This window comes from Parvibaculum sedimenti (genome assembly GCF_009184905.1).
GTDB lineage: Bacteria > Pseudomonadota > Alphaproteobacteria > Parvibaculales > Parvibaculaceae > Parvibaculum > Parvibaculum sedimenti.
In genome coordinates this window covers 66,935-82,347 of sequence record NZ_WESC01000012.1, presented here as the reverse complement: position 1 = coordinate 82,347, position 15,413 = coordinate 66,935, and the positions used below count along the sequence as shown (strand labels likewise).

17 protein-coding genes are annotated in these 15,413 nt (G+C 62.1%); 11 read left to right on the top strand and 6 right to left on the bottom strand.

Translation table 11 applies throughout. The features are described from left to right. Positions 1-204: 204 nt before the first annotated feature. The 3 genes from F2P47_RS13485 to F2P47_RS13475 all read left to right on the top strand — a co-directional run bounded on the left by F2P47_RS13485 (position 205) and on the right by F2P47_RS13475 (position 2,009). The gene (locus F2P47_RS13485; protein ID WP_152216897.1) at positions 205-819 is read left to right on the top strand and encodes a 2-hydroxychromene-2-carboxylate isomerase; all 615 of its coding nucleotides are present in this window, start codon (positions 205-207) and stop codon (positions 817-819) included. Beyond that, the gene (locus F2P47_RS13480) at positions 816-1,625 is read left to right on the top strand and encodes a rhomboid family intramembrane serine protease (protein WP_152216896.1); all 810 of its coding nucleotides are present in this window, start codon (positions 816-818) and stop codon (positions 1,623-1,625) included. Before F2P47_RS13485 ends, F2P47_RS13480 begins: the two co-directional genes overlap by 4 nt. A gap of 84 nt (positions 1,626-1,709) precedes the next feature. Beyond that, positions 1,710-2,009 (top strand): DUF4389 domain-containing protein, encoded by a 300-nt coding sequence (locus F2P47_RS13475; protein WP_152216895.1) that lies wholly within the window; start codon positions 1,710-1,712, stop codon positions 2,007-2,009. Here the strand turns inward: F2P47_RS13475 and F2P47_RS13470 are convergent. After that, entirely contained in the window at positions 1,990-2,694 is a 705-nt protein-coding gene (locus tag F2P47_RS13470; protein WP_152216894.1) for a TetR/AcrR family transcriptional regulator, read from the bottom strand. The genes F2P47_RS13475 and F2P47_RS13470 overlap by 20 nt on opposite strands. A gap of 121 nt (positions 2,695-2,815) precedes the next feature. On the opposite strand from F2P47_RS13470, the gene F2P47_RS13465 reads away from it, so the two are divergent. After that, positions 2,816-4,246, top strand: coding sequence for a carotenoid oxygenase family protein (locus F2P47_RS13465; RefSeq protein WP_185681112.1), 1,431 nt, complete (start codon positions 2,816-2,818; stop codon positions 4,244-4,246). Between the two features lie 13 nt (positions 4,247-4,259). Here F2P47_RS13465 and F2P47_RS13460 read toward each other — a convergent pair whose 3' ends face one another. Together F2P47_RS13460 and F2P47_RS13455 are read right to left on the bottom strand one after the other, a co-directional pair. Beyond that, positions 4,260-4,889: a GDYXXLXY domain-containing protein gene (locus tag F2P47_RS13460; RefSeq protein WP_152216893.1), complete on the bottom strand. Its 630-nt coding sequence runs from the start codon at positions 4,887-4,889 to the stop codon at positions 4,260-4,262. Beyond that, a complete protein-coding gene (locus tag F2P47_RS13455) occupies positions 4,886-6,169 on the bottom strand; it encodes a DUF2157 domain-containing protein (protein WP_152216892.1) in 1,284 nt (427 codons plus the stop codon). Before F2P47_RS13455 ends, F2P47_RS13460 begins: the two co-directional genes overlap by 4 nt. A gap of 256 nt (positions 6,170-6,425) precedes the next feature. Here F2P47_RS13455 and F2P47_RS13450 point away from each other — a divergent pair, with 256 nt between their 5' ends. Then, positions 6,426-6,854, top strand: coding sequence for a CBS domain-containing protein (locus tag F2P47_RS13450; protein ID WP_152216891.1), 429 nt, complete (start codon positions 6,426-6,428; stop codon positions 6,852-6,854). Here F2P47_RS13450 and F2P47_RS13445 read toward each other — a convergent pair. The 3 genes from F2P47_RS13445 to folE all read right to left on the bottom strand — a co-directional run bounded on the left by F2P47_RS13445 (position 6,851) and on the right by folE (position 9,209). Beyond that, on the bottom strand, positions 6,851-7,900 hold the full coding sequence (locus F2P47_RS13445; RefSeq protein ID WP_152216890.1) for a patatin-like phospholipase family protein: 1,050 nt from the start codon (positions 7,898-7,900) through the stop codon (positions 6,851-6,853). The two genes, F2P47_RS13450 and F2P47_RS13445, sit on opposite strands and share 4 nt — an antisense overlap. Before the next feature lie 109 nt (positions 7,901-8,009). Next, on the bottom strand, positions 8,010-8,450 hold the full coding sequence (gene hisI / locus F2P47_RS13440) for a phosphoribosyl-AMP cyclohydrolase (protein ID WP_152216889.1): 441 nt from the start codon (positions 8,448-8,450) through the stop codon (positions 8,010-8,012). A 132-nt stretch (positions 8,451-8,582) separates the two neighbouring features. Further along, positions 8,583-9,209 carry a GTP cyclohydrolase I FolE gene (gene folE / locus F2P47_RS13435; protein ID WP_204886692.1) on the bottom strand — a complete coding sequence of 209 codons (627 nt, stop codon included), beginning with the start codon at positions 9,207-9,209 and terminating at the stop codon, positions 8,583-8,585. Positions 9,210-9,605: 396 nt separating this feature from the next. Here folE and cysS point away from each other — a divergent pair, with 396 nt between their 5' ends. The 6 genes from cysS to F2P47_RS13405 all read left to right on the top strand — a co-directional run bounded on the left by cysS (position 9,606) and on the right by F2P47_RS13405 (position 15,407). After that, positions 9,606-11,000, top strand: coding sequence for a cysteine--tRNA ligase (gene cysS / locus F2P47_RS13430; RefSeq protein ID WP_152216888.1), 1,395 nt, complete (start codon positions 9,606-9,608; stop codon positions 10,998-11,000). An 8-nt stretch (positions 11,001-11,008) separates the two neighbouring features. Continuing rightward, complete coding sequence (locus F2P47_RS13425; RefSeq protein ID WP_152216887.1) at positions 11,009-11,473, top strand: iron-sulfur cluster assembly scaffold protein; 465 nt, start codon at positions 11,009-11,011, stop codon at positions 11,471-11,473. A 307-nt stretch (positions 11,474-11,780) separates the two neighbouring features. Continuing rightward, the gene (gene yidD, locus F2P47_RS13420) at positions 11,781-12,086 is read left to right on the top strand and encodes a membrane protein insertion efficiency factor YidD (RefSeq protein WP_152216886.1); all 306 of its coding nucleotides are present in this window, start codon (positions 11,781-11,783) and stop codon (positions 12,084-12,086) included. Next, the gene (gene thrS, locus F2P47_RS13415) at positions 12,083-14,068 is read left to right on the top strand and encodes a threonine--tRNA ligase (protein WP_152216885.1); all 1,986 of its coding nucleotides are present in this window, start codon (positions 12,083-12,085) and stop codon (positions 14,066-14,068) included. Before yidD ends, thrS begins: the two co-directional genes overlap by 4 nt. A 104-nt stretch (positions 14,069-14,172) precedes the next feature. Beyond that, positions 14,173-15,165, top strand: coding sequence for a hypothetical protein (locus F2P47_RS13410; protein ID WP_152216884.1), 993 nt, complete (start codon positions 14,173-14,175; stop codon positions 15,163-15,165). Further along, complete coding sequence (locus tag F2P47_RS13405; protein WP_152216883.1) at positions 15,156-15,407, top strand: hypothetical protein; 252 nt, start codon at positions 15,156-15,158, stop codon at positions 15,405-15,407. Before F2P47_RS13410 ends, F2P47_RS13405 begins: the two co-directional genes overlap by 10 nt. Positions 15,408-15,413: the final 6 nt, after the last annotated feature.

The window sequence follows — 15,413 nt, the reverse complement described above, 5'->3', positions numbered from 1 at the left end:
GATTTGTCGAATCTCGTGGTTTTCCGGGGGAGTTGCAGCGTCGTCGCACTCATGCATTGTCCCGCTTCGACACGGGCACACCGGAAATGCTAGTGCTGTACATCCTTGGCACAGCGGGGCTTGGCACAGCCGGGCGCGCCTTGCGGCGCCGGCCCTTGCGGGCGACACTCGGCAAAACCAGAACAAGCAGGAAAGCCAGAGCCCTTGCCGAAACCTGTCCTCGAATTCTTCTTCGACTGCTCGAGCCCATGGACCTATCTCGCCTTCAGCCGCGTCGAGGCGCTGGCCGAGCGGGCGGGGGCGGTGATCGACTGGCGGCCGGTGCTTGTCGGCGGCATCTTCAATGCCGTCAACGATACGGTCTATGAGCAGCGCGCAAATCCCAATCCGGTGAAGGCCCGCTACTACGTGAAGGACCTTCAGGACTGGGCACGCTTCTGCGGCGTCGAGATCGGCCAGCCGCCGGTCTTTCCCGTCCGTGCAGTGGACGCCATGCGCGCGGCCGTCGTTGCTGGCGACGAGGGCAAGCTACCGGCCTTTGCCCGCGCGACCTTCCGCACCTATTGGGGCGAGTTGAAGGACATCAGCCAGCCGGATGTTCTCGCCGCCATCTGCGCCGAGGTGGGGCTCGACTGGAATATGGTGAGCCGCCGCATGAAGGATGACGACGTCAAGAAGCGGTTGCGCGACAATACCGAGGAAGTCATCGCCCGTGGCGGCTTCGGCTCCCCCACGATGTTCGTCGACAAGACTGACATGTATTTCGGCAATGATCGCCTGCCCCTCGTAGAAGCCGCGTTGAAGGCACTTGTGAAATGACCATCCCCCCTGAAGTTTACGCGCGGCGGACGAATCCGCCGGCATTCAACGTGCCCGGCGTCGTCCTCGCGCTCGTTGTCGCGGTTCTCGTCATCTATGGTGTCGTGAGCAATCTGTCAGACGCGGCGCAGAGCGAAATCATAGTCCTCTTCGGGCTTTTCCCCGGGCGCTTCACCGGGGTACCGGGCCATCCGGATCTCGTCTTTCCGGGCGGTTTTGCTGGCGAGCTCTTTTCGCTCATCAGCTACACCTTCCTTCATGGAAGCTGGACACATGTGATCGTTAATTCCGTCTGGTTGCTCGCCTTTGGCAGCCCTGTGGCGCGGCGCATCGGGACGCTGCGCTTTCTGCTTTTCTATTTCGCCTGCGGCATTGTCGGAGCGCTTCTCCATGTCTGGCTCAACGCCGGGTCGCTCGTGCCCGTCATCGGCGCCTCCGCCGCGATCTCAGGCATGATGGGCGGCGCGGCCCGTTTCGTCTTTCTCGCCGATGGGCCGCTTGGCGGTCTTGGCGGCGCGGCGTATTCAAGCTCGGCGCCACGAGCGCAGGCCAGCATTGGCCGTGCGCTGACCGATCGCCGTGTGCTGATTTTCGCAGGCGTCTGGATCGGCCTCAATTTTCTCTTCGGCCCGACCGGCATCACCCCCACGGGTGAGAATGTCAGCGTCGCCTGGGAAGCGCATCTCGGCGGCTTCCTGGCGGGTCTGTTCTTCTTCGGCCTGTTCGATCCCTATCGTACCTCGCCCTCGGGCGGGCCGGGCAATGTCGGCTATGGCGAATGGAGCGGGCGCAACAAGCTGCCCTGAACAAACCGCCTTGAATGCGCTCAGGCTATAACCACATGGATTCAGGGCCCATAGCGAAGGGCCGGTGATGAGGAGGCATTCGAGATGAGCGATACGTCGTCCGCACCGTCAGAGGTCACTGCGCAGGAGCCGCTCTGGCTGCGCTTTATCTACATGATCGCCTATGCGCTCCTGGCGCATGTCGCCTTTTCACTGGCGCTTTTTCTGGGCGTCGTGCAGCTGGTGGTCATTCTTGCGACCAAGGAAAAGAACGAGGAGTTGCGGAACTTCAGCCGCAATCTCGTTCAATATGTCGGCGAGTGTCTTTCCTTCGTGATCTTCGCGCGGGAAGAAAAGCCGTTTCCATTCGGCAAGTTTCCGGTCGTCACGCCACCGCAGGAGTAGCGCTGGCAGTGAGCAGGGCGTCGAGCCTGGCGAGGCCCTTCGGCGTCATCAGTCCCTTCATCACTGCGAAGGCAGCCAGTGAGAAGCCTGCCTCCGCGTCCTGCTCATTCTTGTAGAAGCCTCCAAGTTCGAGGCTGCACAATCCGTGAAGCGTTGCCCAGAAAGCTTCGGAAATCGCCACCGGGGTGAGGCCGGCGGGCAGGCTTCCTTCATCGATGCAGGCCTGGATCGCATCGAGCAGCACGTTATAGGCGGGGTGGCGTGTGATGGCGCGCACGGGCCGGTCGGCATAGTCTGGAATTCGGCTCCGTTCTGCGGGGCTCAGCGGCATGCTCACGCAAACCATCAGTGCGTAGTAGGAGTGGTTCTCCAGAGCGAAATGGCGGAAGCTCGTGCCGAGGTTCCTGAGCCAGAGAAGCGGTTCCTTGTTCCGCGGGACATGCGCGAGCGCGATGGACAGCCGATTGTAGCCTTCTTCGATCAATGCCTCGATCAGGCCATCTCTCCCGCCGAAAGCCGTGTAGACGGCCATGGTCGAGGTGCCGACTTTCGCGGCGAGTTTACGCAGAGAAATCGACTCATGCCCGCCGCGCACCAGCATTTCGCTGGCGGCATCAAGGAGCACGGCTCGCTGTGCGGAGCGCCGCTTGTCGGACGCGCTGTCTGTTCTCTCGTCGATACTCATTGCTCACTCCGTAGGGGAACTCCGTAGTTTAGCGTCACTTCTATCGGGCACCGTTTACGGCCTGTCCAGCGCTTGTTTATAACGACGTTATGTTTTTTGGCTCACGTGGGAGGTCATACCAATGTCCAGGCCGTTTCCAGTCAATCCGCTATTTATGGGTAATTTTGCGCCCGTCATGGCCGAATGCGATGCGCCCGAGCTGATCGTCGCCGAGGGCGAGCTTCCAGCGGATCTTCGCGGCACACTTTACAGGAACGGCCCAAACCCAATGTTTCCGCCCCTCGGAACCAAACATCACTGGTTCTTGGGCGAAGGGATGGTCCACGCGATCCGCGTGGAGGACGGAAAAGCGAGCTATCGCAACCGCTGGGTGCATACCAGCCAGTACGAAACGCAGCGAAACGCGGGGCGCCGCCTCATCGGTACTGCGTTCGGCGAGCCGGCCGCTCCTGGCGGTGAAGGTGTGCGTCAGAATGTCGCAAACACAAATGTCGTATGGCATGGCGGCAAGCTGCTCGCGCTGGACGAAGGCAGCCCGCCCGTCGCCATGGATGGGGACTCACTCGAAACGACGGGCTCCTGGACCTTTGAGGGGAAGTATGCGGGCCCCATGACCGCGCATCCGAAGTTCGATCCCCGGACGGGCGAAATGCACTTCTTTGGCTACATGGCGGCGGGGCCCGCTTCGCCGGATATTTCCTATCAGGTGGTCGACGCCTCGGGCCGGCTGACACGTTCGGAGATGTTCAAGGCGCCCTATGCATCAATGGTGCACGACTTCATTGTCACCGACGAGCATGTGATCTTTCCGATCTTCCCCGCCACCATCGACGTCGAACGCATCATGAAGGGCGGGCCAGTCATCGCATGGGATCCCGATGCCGGAACACGCATCGGGATCATGGCCCGCAATGCGAGCGTCGATACGATGCGCTGGTTCGAGGGCGATCCCTGTTACGTCTATCACCCGATGAATGCCTTCACGCTGCATGAAGGCGGCAGAACGAAGATCGTCGCCGACGTGATGAAATATGCGCGCGTACCGCTCTTTCCGAACACCGATGGCACGAAGGCACGCATCGGCCTTGAGGATACGCCCTCCATGCTGGTGCGCTGGACCTTCGATCTCGATGACAATTCGAACAGCTACACCGAGGAACCGCTCACAGATCTCGGCGGCGAGTTCCCGCGTTTCGACGAGCGCTTCGCAGGCCAAGTCTACAACCAGGGCTTCTATGCGGCGAACCTGCGCCCCCTCACACCGGGCAATCCCTTCGACACGCTCGTGCATCTTGATCTGACGACGGGCAACCGCCGCGTCTATGAGCCCGGCGAAGGAAAATATGTGATGGAGCCCGTCTTCGTGCCGCGCTCGGCGGCAGCGCCGGAAGGCGATGGATGGCTCACAACGCTCGTTTACGACCGATCGCGCAATCTCAGCGACTTCGTGGTTCTCGATACGGACGATATTTCAAAGGGGCCGATCGCCCGCGTCGAACTCCCGACCCGCGTGCCTTTCGGCTTCCACGGCAACTGGCGCAACATGGCCTGATGAGGTGCGGAGGTCAGAACAGCGGTTCCTCGTAGAGAAGATCGCCATTGAGGCGAATGCCCTTGATCGCGGCTTCGCCGTCGCGGGCAATCGCCACGTCGACGGATAGCGCGCGGGCGTTTCGCTCTTCTTCGAGTTTGCGTCCCTGTCCCTCGGGCACGAAATAGCTTTCGATGCCATAGGCGACCGTCGCCATCTCGCATTCGGGGCAGGGCGTTTCTTCAACATCCTTGCCGGAAGGCGTTGGCCGGACACGCGGGACGTTCTTCGTCACCTGGCTTACGCGGCCGCGAATGACCTTGTTCCCGTCGGCGGGCGTCGGCGGTTTGCGCCACACGCCTTCGGCGAGCCATGTGTCGCGCTTCGGGCTGATCTCGACATAGACAGTGTCGCCCTGTTTCAGGTCCTTGTCGCCGGGCAGGCCATCCAGCGCGAGGCGCGAGATGCCGTAGGAGAGCACCACATAGTCGCCGCGGAACAGGTCGCGCGGGTCGATGGGTTCGCTCTTCAATGTGACGACATCATGTGAGCGAAGCAGGGAGACACGCCCATTGATGAGCCAGACAAGAATGATCGTCTGTACCACGGCGAGAATGATGACGGCCGCTCCGAAGCGTCCGAAATTTTTCAGGAGCCCGTTCATTCCGCGCTTCCTTCATCGACGGCGTTGACGACGCGTTTGCGGACCCGGGCCAGCGCATAGGCGCCGGCGATCAGGATCACGCCGCCCAGCGCGAAAAAGGCCGCCGTGTCGAGCAGCGTGCCCAGCGTTTCGAAATAGAGGTAGAGAACTTCGCCCGCGAAGGCGGCAAAGCCCGCGTTGAGCGCGAAGCGGCTGCGCTGGCCTGATCCATAAGCGACAAGCCAGACGCCGAGTGCGATGAAGAGCCCCGCATAAAGCCATGGGACGAGCGCGGGCACGGCTGCGGCAAAGGCCGGGTAGAGCGCGCCGAAGCCTGCAAGCGCCGCAAACCCCGCCGCGTCGCGCGTCGAAAGGCGCTTCGCCTTCCACTCGCGGAGGAGGAACGCCGCCACGGCGACAATGCCGATGGTAATGATGGCGATCCAGCTCCCGCTCACGTGATGCTCCGGCGGCATTGCCTGTAGCACCCAGAAGAGACCGAACGAAAGCACGATGCCATAGGCTTCCATCGTCGAACCGAAGCGCATGGAGGTCGCCGAAACGCGAAGCGAGCCGAGCCAGAGGAGTACCGAGACGACAAGATAGATCGCCGCGATCTCGTTCCATCCGCAGCCGAGCGCCGCACTGAGAGGATCGATGCTGAAGGCTGCCCATGCGCAGGTTGTGAGGATCGCGAGATGCAATCCCGAAAGCCAGTTGAGCCGCAGTGCCAGCGCGAGCGACGCAGCCCAGGGAAGGAAGAAGCTCCAATGCACCTGACCTTCGCCCGGCGTCACGGAAAAGGACCAGAGGGACGCCAGCAGGAAGGCGAGGCCGAGGGCGGGGCGTGATGGCAGTGCCCATGCGCTGGCGAGCGAGACAAGACACCAGAGCAGCAGCCAGCCCGGATTGTCCGCGCTCACGTGATAGATCTGGGCGATCAGCATGATGTTGGCGCCGAACAGCGCGAGGCCACCAACGATGGCGGCCTGCGCGAAGGCGGGATGTTCACGCCGGTCGAGAACGAAGGCGGCGCCATAGGCCGCCCACATGGCGCCCATCAGCAGCACGAGCTTGGTGAGTTTGGAAAGCTCGGCCCAGTTCGCTGCGACGAAGCTCATGGCCGCGAAGCCGATCAGCACCGCGCCGAAAAGGGCAAGCAATTGCGGAATGCGCCGGACGGTAGCCTCACCGCTGGCCGAGGCGAGGATCGCTTCCGCATTCTGGGGCGTCACCCAGCCGCGCTCGATCCAGAGTTCCAGATCGTGCTTGAGACGTTGAAGGTAAACGCGTTGCCACATGGGTTATGCCGAATCGTTGGGTCCGGGTTGAGCTTAACCCGCTGACTGTCGCCCGGGGATAAGGCGCGAATGGGGCCGAAAATCCCGAAAAGGGACAATTTTACCCTGCGTCATGCAGCTTGCCGGGGGCGGTGGAATGCCGCAACATGACTTTCGGGTAGTTGCTGCCGCGGCAGAGTGCGAACTGACCCGGGAGGACGGTTCGCACGGATCACGATGCCCCGTTGGTGGCTTCCCTTGGTATGGGAGGAGAGCCATGTACGTTGCCACAATACTGAAAGCCAAAGGATCGGGCGTTGTCACCATTTCGCCCCTCGCGACACTGGCCCAGGCTGCGCGCCTGCTCACCGGCAAGCGCATCGGTGCCGTCGTCGTGATGGAGGGCGGCCAAATCCTCGGCATGTTGTCCGAACGCGACATCGTGCGGGCCATTGCGGCCTCCGGCGCCGGGGCGCTGGAACGTCCGGTGAACGATGTGATGACGCAGCGCGTCGTCACCTGCAGCCTCAACGACTCCGTCGATGAACTGATGGATGTGATGACCGAAGGCCGCTTCCGCCATCTGCCTGTCGTGGATCGCGACGAGGTGATCGGCATCATTTCGATCGGCGACGTCGTGAAACATCGCATCGCGGAAACCGTCATGGAGTCCGAGGCGCTGCGGCTCTATATCGCGAACAGCTAACGCAGAAGTTCGGACATCTCGCGAATGAGCGGCAGGGCTTCCTCTGCCGCTTCTTCGCCGAGTCGTATCAGCTCATCCGCCTTGTCGAATTCGAGCAGCGTCAGATGACCGATCTTCGGCGCGATGACGATGTCCGGCGGATCGGAGGCGAGCCGGGCGCGAGCGAGCCTGTCCTGAATGATGTTGAGCGAGGCGAGCATGACGCTGGCAAAGCCTGGGCCGCGATGCTTGCTGCCCATGGCGCGCTTCACCAATTCGCGTTCCGGCGTCGGCACCTTGCCGCGCAGCCGCGCGAGCGTTCCGCGAATGCCGGCGACAAGTTTCGAGTCCGCATCGCCCGCTTCCAGCGCCGCCTCGGCCTCTGCTTCCTCCACGATCTCGTCGATCTCGTCCGCAAGGCCGTAAGGCTCGGGCGGCGGCGTATGCACATAGAAGGGATTGTGGCCCTGTTCCCAATGTCGCCGTGTCGCCGGATCGAAGGGATCGGTATTGAGATTGACCGCGATGACGAGCCGCGCGCCGAGCGCACGCGTCACCGAAACCGGCACCGGGTTGACGATGGCGCCGTCGATCAGCCAGCGATTGTCGATGGGCACCGGCGCGAAGACGCCGGGCAGCGCGTAGGAGGCGCGGATCGCCTGCACCAGATTTCCTTCGCGCAGCCAAAGCTCATGGCCCGTGGCAAGCTCCGTCGCAACGGCGACGAATGTGCGATCGAGCTGGTCGATGCGGGTGTCGCCGAGATGTTCGCGCATCACGGCTTCGAGCTTTGAATCGCCGATGAGGCCCGAGGAGCGGAAACGGAAATCGACAAGGCCGAGCAGGCGCCTGCGCGTCAGCGAACGGGCGAACTCTTCCAGCGGGTCGAGCTTGCCTGCGAGGTAGCAGCCGCCGACCAGCGAGCCGATCGATGTGCCGGATACGATGTCGGGCGCGATGCCTGCGCGGTCGAGCGCGCGCAACACGCCGATATGCGCCCAGCCGCGCGCGACGCCGCTGCCCAGTGCTATGCCGATCTTCGGACGGATCATTCGGTGTTGCTTCATGTCGTCATCAACCGGGCCATCATGCGCCCATGCCGCCCGGCGTCAAAGTGGAGTGCAATCCGCGAGCGCGGCACCAGTCAGGCGGAAATGTGGCCGAACGGAGCCGGCTTCAACCGTGCTTGTGTTCGCCGAGCTCTTCGTCCTCGAAGCGCAGTTCGACCTGACCGGAAGCGCCGACCGGTATCGAACGATAGAAGCAGGAACGATAGCCCACATGACATGCGCCGCCGTCGCCGCCCACCTCGACCTTGAGCAGGATCGCGTCCTGATCGCAGTCGATGCGGATTTCCTTCACCGTCTGCGTCTGGCCGCTGGTCTCGCCCTTGCGCCAGAAGGCCTTGCGCGAGCGGCTCCAGTACCAGGCCTCGCCGGTGGTGATCGTGCGTTCCAGCGCTTCGGCGTTCATCCAGGCGAACATCAGCACATCGCCCGTCTTCACATCGGTGGCGATGGCGGGAATGAGTCCGTGCTCGTCGAATTTCGGCGCGAGGGTAGTGCCGGTCTCGATTTCGTGTTCGCTGCCGCGCGGGCCGAAAAGGGAAGTGCTCATGACGCTCTGCTCCCAAAACGTCATGCCCCGCTTCATGCGGGGCATCCACGTCTTGCTTTGCGGTATCCTAAAGACGTTGATGGCCCGGACAAGCCGGGCCATGACGTTTTCCGGATAGAGAGATGGGGTTCACTAACCGCGGATCATCTGCATGAAGCGGGCTTCCATGCGCGGATCGTCGCGGAACACACCGGTGAACTGGCTGGTGATGGTCGCCACATCCGGCTTCTTGATGCCGCGCGTCGTCATGCACTGATGCTTCGCCTCGATGAGGATGGCGACGCCGGCCGGTTCAAGCGCGCGGTTGATCGTGTCGGCGATCTGGGCCGTCATCGTTTCCTGCGTCTGGAGGCGCTTGGCGAAAATCTCGATCACGCGGGCGAGCTTCGAAATGCCGACGACCTTGGAGGTCGGCACATAGGCGACATGCGCCTTGCCGAGGATCGCGACCATGTGGTGTTCGCAATGGCTCTCGATGGCGATGTCGCGGAGCATGACCATGTCGCTATAGCCTTCGACTTCCTCGAAGGTGCGGGTCAGTTCCTTGTAGGGGTCTTCATTGTAGCCCTCGAAGAATTCTTCATAGGCGCGCACGACGCGGCCGGGCGTGTCGATGAGCCCTTCGCGCGCCGGATTGTCGCCTGCCCAGGCGATGAGCGTGCGCACGGCGGCTTCCGCTTCCTCACGCGAGGGCTTCTTCAGGGGGGCGGAGCGGGGATCCGTCATGGTCGAGCGCAACCCATCAACTGCAGCATTCATGTCCATATGACCATCTCTTTAGGGGTTTCCCGACGGCACCCCGAAAAACGCGGAGGATGCTCGCCGTCAGTTCAAGTCATGGCCAACCGAAGTGGATCGGCCATTTTGCCCATCAAGCACGAGGCCTATATGCCACGCGCCAACCCATGTTCCATCGTCTCAAGGATGCATATAGCTTTGCGGAAACGCTCTATCAAGGCAGGCCGACCCGCTAAAAGCGCAAATGGCGTGGGGGTAAACCCTTGGTATTCTGCGGAATGTTAAGCCTTGCCGGGCAGGATCAAGGCGATTAACAAGTGCCTATCCCTGACATGGACAGGGTTTGCTTCGGAGCGGGCTGGGCGGCGAGCGCCATGCCGCGTCCGAGACCAGGCATCCCGCCCAAGGCACCCCGCGATGACGACTCCCCTTCGACTGACGCTTCAGAATTCGCTGACCCGCCGCAAGGAGGTCTTCGAGCCGGCCGATCCGGCCCGTGTGACCATGTATGTCTGCGGGCCCACGGTCTACAACTTCGCCCATATCGGCAATGCGCGCCCCGCCGTCGTGTTCGACGTGCTCGCCCGGGTGCTGCGGCGGCTCTATCCGAATGTCGTCTATGCGCGGAACATCACCGACATCGAGGACAAGATCATCGCCGCCGCGAAAGAGCAGGGCGTCGAGATATCCGCGATCACGGACAAATACGCGAAGATTTATCGCGACGACATGGGCACGCTCGGCGTGCTGCCGCCCGACATCGAGCCCAAGGCGACGGAAACCATCCCCGGCATGATCGCCATGCTGGAAACGCTGATCGCCAATGGCCATGCCTATGCGGCGGACGGCCATGTGCTTTTCAACGTGCCGAGCTATCCGGAATACGGCCAGCTTTCCGGACGCGACCGCGACGACATGATTGCCGGCGCGCGCGTCGAAGTGGCGCCCTACAAGAAAGACCCCGCCGACTTCGTGCTCTGGAAGCCGAGCGAGCCGGAACAGCCGGGCTGGGACAGCCCCTGGGGCCGCGGCCGTCCGGGCTGGCACATCGAATGCTCGGCCATGATCGAGAAGCATCTCGGCACCACCATCGACATTCATGGCGGCGGCATCGATCTCCAGTTCCCGCATCACGAGAACGAGATTGCCCAGTCCAATTGCGCCCATCACAACGCGCCGCTGGCGCGCTTCTGGCTGCATAACGGCTTCGTGAACATCGAAAAGGAAAAGATGTCGAAGTCGATCGGCAATGTGCTGCTGGTCCACGACCTCATCAAGGAAGCGCCGGGCGAGGCGATCCGCCTTGCGCTGCTGAACGGCCATTACCGCCAGCCGCTCGACTGGACGGCGGATGGCTTGATTCAGGCCCGCCGAATGCTGGACCGGCTTTATGGCGCGCTGCGCTCGCTGGCCGATGTCGAGGCGCAGGCGAACGACGCCGTGCCGGATGTCTTCCTCGAGGCGCTGCTCGACGATCTCAACACGCCCAAGGCGCTGGCCGTTCTCTTCGATCTGGCCAAACAGGCGAACACGGCGACCGACAAGGCCGAAAGAGCCCGTCTCAAGGCCGCCTTGCTCGGCTCGGGCTATCTCATCGGCCTCCTTCAGGCAGACCCCGAAAGCTGGTTTGCAGGCGCGGGGCTCGCTCCCCATATTGATGCGGAAGAGATCGAAGGTCTGATCGCCGCCCGCGCGGCTGCGCGCAAGGCCAAGGATTTCAAGGAGTCGGACCGCATCCGCGACGAGCTCGCCGGGCGCGGCATCCTGATCGAGGACGGCCCGCAGGGAACCACCTGGCGGGTGGCAGGCTGAGAGGCCCAATGCTGAACGAGATCTACAACGCGCGAATTCTGAAGCTGGCCGGGAACATCCCGCTGACGGAGCGGCTTGCCGCGCCGGATGCAAGCGCGACGGCGGTCTCGAAACTTTGCGGCTCCAAGGTCACCGTCGATGTGAAGATGGATGGCGACAAGGTTGTCGCCTATGGCGCCGACGTAAAGGCCTGCGCGCTGGGGCAGGCTTCCTCCTCCATCATGGCCGCGCATGTGATCGGCTCGACCGCTGCTGAACTCCACGAGGTGGGCGCCGCCATGCGGCGCATGCTCAAGGAAGGCGGCGAGCCGCCACGCGAGATATATGACGGCAAGTGGAAGGACCTCGAAGTCCTCGAACCTGTCCGTAACTATAAGGCCCGTCATGCCTCCACGCTGCTGATCTTCGATGCGGTCGAGGAGGCGGTAGACGCGGCCATGAACGCGAAACAGAGCCAATCTGTCGCGCAGTAGCGGGATATTGGACGATCCGGGGCCGAGGCTGTAATATTCTATCAACCATGACGGCCTAACTTTGCCGCCGTGAAACGGGCGGAGCGGGGCTCCGCTGAGACGAGGACTGAAATCGTGTCTCTGCGACCGGCACAGACAGCCATCTCCGGGAGTGGGACTGCCCTGCAGCCCGTGACCCTCACTAGAACCGGCTCGGGCAGATAGCCTGAGCCGCGAAGGCCCGCGACCGCGCGCCGAACATCAAATTTCCTATAATGAACCTGCACCCGTCCGGCCGATTCCGCCGGGCAATGACCACGGAAACGACATGAGGCACGACCCCCTGTCGCTCGCAATGCGCGGCCTGATCCAGCTTTACCGCTGGTTCATTTCGCCCTTGCTTGGCCCGCGCTGCCGGCACATGCCGAGCTGCTCGGAATATGCGATGGAGGCGATCGATCTGCATGGCCCCTGGAAAGGGGGCTGGCTCGCGGCATCGCGGATCAGCCGTTGCCATCCCTGGGGCAGCCACGGTTTCGACCCCGTGCCGCGCGATTTGCCCCATGTGCCGTGGTATATGCCTTGGCGCTACGGACGTTGGTCGCGCAGGATTGAAGCGAGAGACATGAAATGATCAAAGTGACGTTGCCGGATGGATCGGTGCGCGAACATGCGGAGCCCTTGAGCGGCCTCGCCTTTGCCGAGAGCATCGCCAAATCGCTGGCGAAGAAGGCGCTTGCCGTGAAGATCGACGGCAAGGTGAAGGACCTTTCGACGATCATCGATGAGGATGCGATCGTCGAGGTGGTGACACCCGCGACGCCGGACGGCCTCGAAATCCTGCGCCATGACTGCGCCCATGTGATGGCCGAAGCGGTGCAGGAGCTTTTTCCCGGCACGCAGGTCACCATCGGCCCGGTGATCGAGAACGGCTTCTTCTATGACTTCGCACGCGCGGAGCCCTTCAAGGCCGAAGATCTCGAAGCCATCGAGGCGAAGATGCGCGAGATCGTCGACCGCAACGAGACGATCACGCGCGAAGTCTGGCCGCGTGACGAGGCGATCGCCTATTTCCGCAAGATCGGCGAAGCCTACAAGGCCGAGATCATCGAGAGCATTCCGGCGGGCGAGGATGTTTCGGTTTACCGCCAGGGCAACTGGCTTGACCTATGCCGTGGGCCCCATCTGCCGTCCACGGGCAAGCTCGGCAAGGCTTTCAAGCTGACAAAGCTGGCGGGCGCCTATTGGCGTGGCGACAGCCGCAACGAGATGCTTCAGCGCATCTATGGCACCTGCTGGGCTACGGAGCCGGAACTCAAGGCCTATCTCCAGATGGTCGAAGAAGCCGAGCGCCGCGACCACCGCAAGATCGGCCGAGAGATGGACCTCTTCCATCTGCAGGAAGAGGCGCAAGGCTCGGTCTTCTGGCATCCGAAGGGCTGGCGCATCTGGCAGGCGCTCGAACAATATGTTCGTCGCCGCATCGATGCTTCGGGCTATGTCGAGGTCCGCACCCCGCAGCTTCTCGACTCGAAGTTCTGGGAGCAGTCCGGCCACTGGGGCAAGTATCGCGAGAACATGTTCGTCGTACCGGATGAAATTCCGTCAACGGATGATGAGGCGCCGATCCTCTCGGGCAAGGCGAAGCTCATGGCGATCAAGCCGATGAACTGCCCGGCCCATATCCAGATATTCAAGCAGGGCGTGAAGTCATATCGCGACCTGCCGCTGCGCATGGCCGAGTTCGGCTGCTGCCATCGCAACGAGGCGCATGGCGCGCTTCATGGCCTGATGCGTGTTCGCCAGATGACGCAGGACGATGCGCATATCTTCTGCACCGAGGAGCAGATCCGCGGCGAGACGGAAGCCTTCGTGTCGCTTCTGGAAAGCGTCTATGAGGATATGGGCTTCACGGACCTCAAGGTCCGCCTCGCGCTCCGTCCGGAGCAGCGCGTCGGCTCCGACGATACATGGGACCGCGCCGAGACGGCACTGGCCGAGGCACTCAAAGCCATCGGTCGCGAATTCACGCTCGCGCCGGGTGAAGGTGCATTCTACGGCCCGAAGCTCGAATTCCACCTGAAGGATGCCATCGGCCGCTCATGGCAGCTCGGCACTCTGCAGCTCGACTTCAACCTGCCGGAGCGCCTCGATGCATCCTACATCGGAGAGGACAGCGCCAAGCATCGCCCCGTGATGCTTCACCGCGCCATCCTTGGCTCGCTCGAACGATTCATCGGCATTCTGATCGAGCATTACGAAGGCCGCTTCCCGCTCTGGCTCGCGCCGGTGCAGGTCGTGGTTGCGACGATCACGTCGGAGGCCGACTCCTATGCCGAAGAGGCGGTGGCGGCACTCCGCGCGGCGGGACTTCGCGTCGAACTCGATCTGCGTAACGAGAAGATCAATTACAAGGTCCGTGAACATTCGGTCGGCAAGGTCCCGGTGATCCTCGTCGCCGGCAAGCGCGAAGCGGAGGAGCACACGGTTTCAGTCCGCCGCCTCGGGTCGCAAGATCAGATGGTGACCTCGCTCGACGAAGCAATTCGGACACTGACAGCCGAAGCGACGCCACCTGACCTCAGACCAGCCAAACTCAGGGCCGCCGCCGAGTGACGATTAAAAAGGGGAAGCGAAAGCTTCCCCTTTTTTAATGATAGTTGCCGGGCTTGACCTTATGAGTTTTGATTGAGGCTCAACTTGATGTCAGGGGGGCAGGGGTGGCGAAGGTTTCGGGATTACGATGTTCGCAGGGCGCTGTCGCGTATGCGGTACTCGGCATCTTGCTCCTGACCGAGATGATTGTGATCGCGGTTCAAACCGGAACACCCGTCTTCTTCACCCTCGACGATCCCTACATTCATCTGGCGCTCGCGGAAAGCATCGCCCACGGTGAATATGGTATCAATCCGGGCGAATATGCTTCGCCATCATCCTCCATTCTCTATCCATTTCTCCTTGCCCCATTCGCGGCGCTGGTCGTTGGAGAATGGGGTGCGCTGGCGCTTAACGTCGCGGCAAGCTTCGGCATCCTTGCTGTGTGGCGGCAGCTGTTTATCCGCTTCGGCTTTGCGAGTAATGATCCGGCGGCGAATGCTGGCGCTCTATTGGCGACGCTGGCCGTCAATGGCGTCGCTCTCGTCTTCACGGGAATGGAGCACACGCCTCATATCTTCTGCACGCTTGCAACGATGGTCGCGATCATCGATGTCGCCGAGGGTAAGCCGACGCCATGGTTCATGATCCCGATAGCTTTTGCGGGCGCACTTCTGCGTTATGAGGGAGGCGCGGGCGCCGGAGCCGCTGCGCTGGCGTTGCTGTGGTCGGGGTTCTGCTCGTCTGGATCCTCTATTCGCATCTATCAGGCATTGCCCGCCCGATTTCCTCGCGTCTCGACGAACACATATGGACATGGTTTGGCGGCTTTGTGGTCCTGCTGGTCTTCGCTGCCAGTTATGTTGTGCCTGTGGCGCAGACGCCGACCGCGGCACGAAACATTTTCGAGCAGCAATATCAGATGCACCGTTTCGTCACGGAATTCTGGAAGGCGCCGGTTGCGGTCAACGATCTTGGATGGGTTGCCTATCGGAACCCTGATTACGTGCTCGATATGCGCGGTCTCGGGTTCGCCCGCGCCCGGATCGCATTTGAACAAAGGGATGCGGGCTGGTTCGATCACGCGGTCGCCGAAAAGCGAGTGGAAATGGCCATAATCTACAAGAACTCCTTCGAGGGGGCGATTCCCGCGCGATGGGCTGAACTTGCCGTACTTCGGCTGGGAGGCGCGAGGATTACGCCGAAAGAGGATCGCGTGAGCTTCTATCTTACCGATTCTGCGGCGCGCGAACGCGCCATGAAGGCGCTGAAAGCTTTCGCGGCGACGCTGCCCAAAGGTGTCGGTTTCCAGATGGTGGGGGCGGCCATGCAGCACGAAAATATCCCGGGTAAAGACTAAATCTGT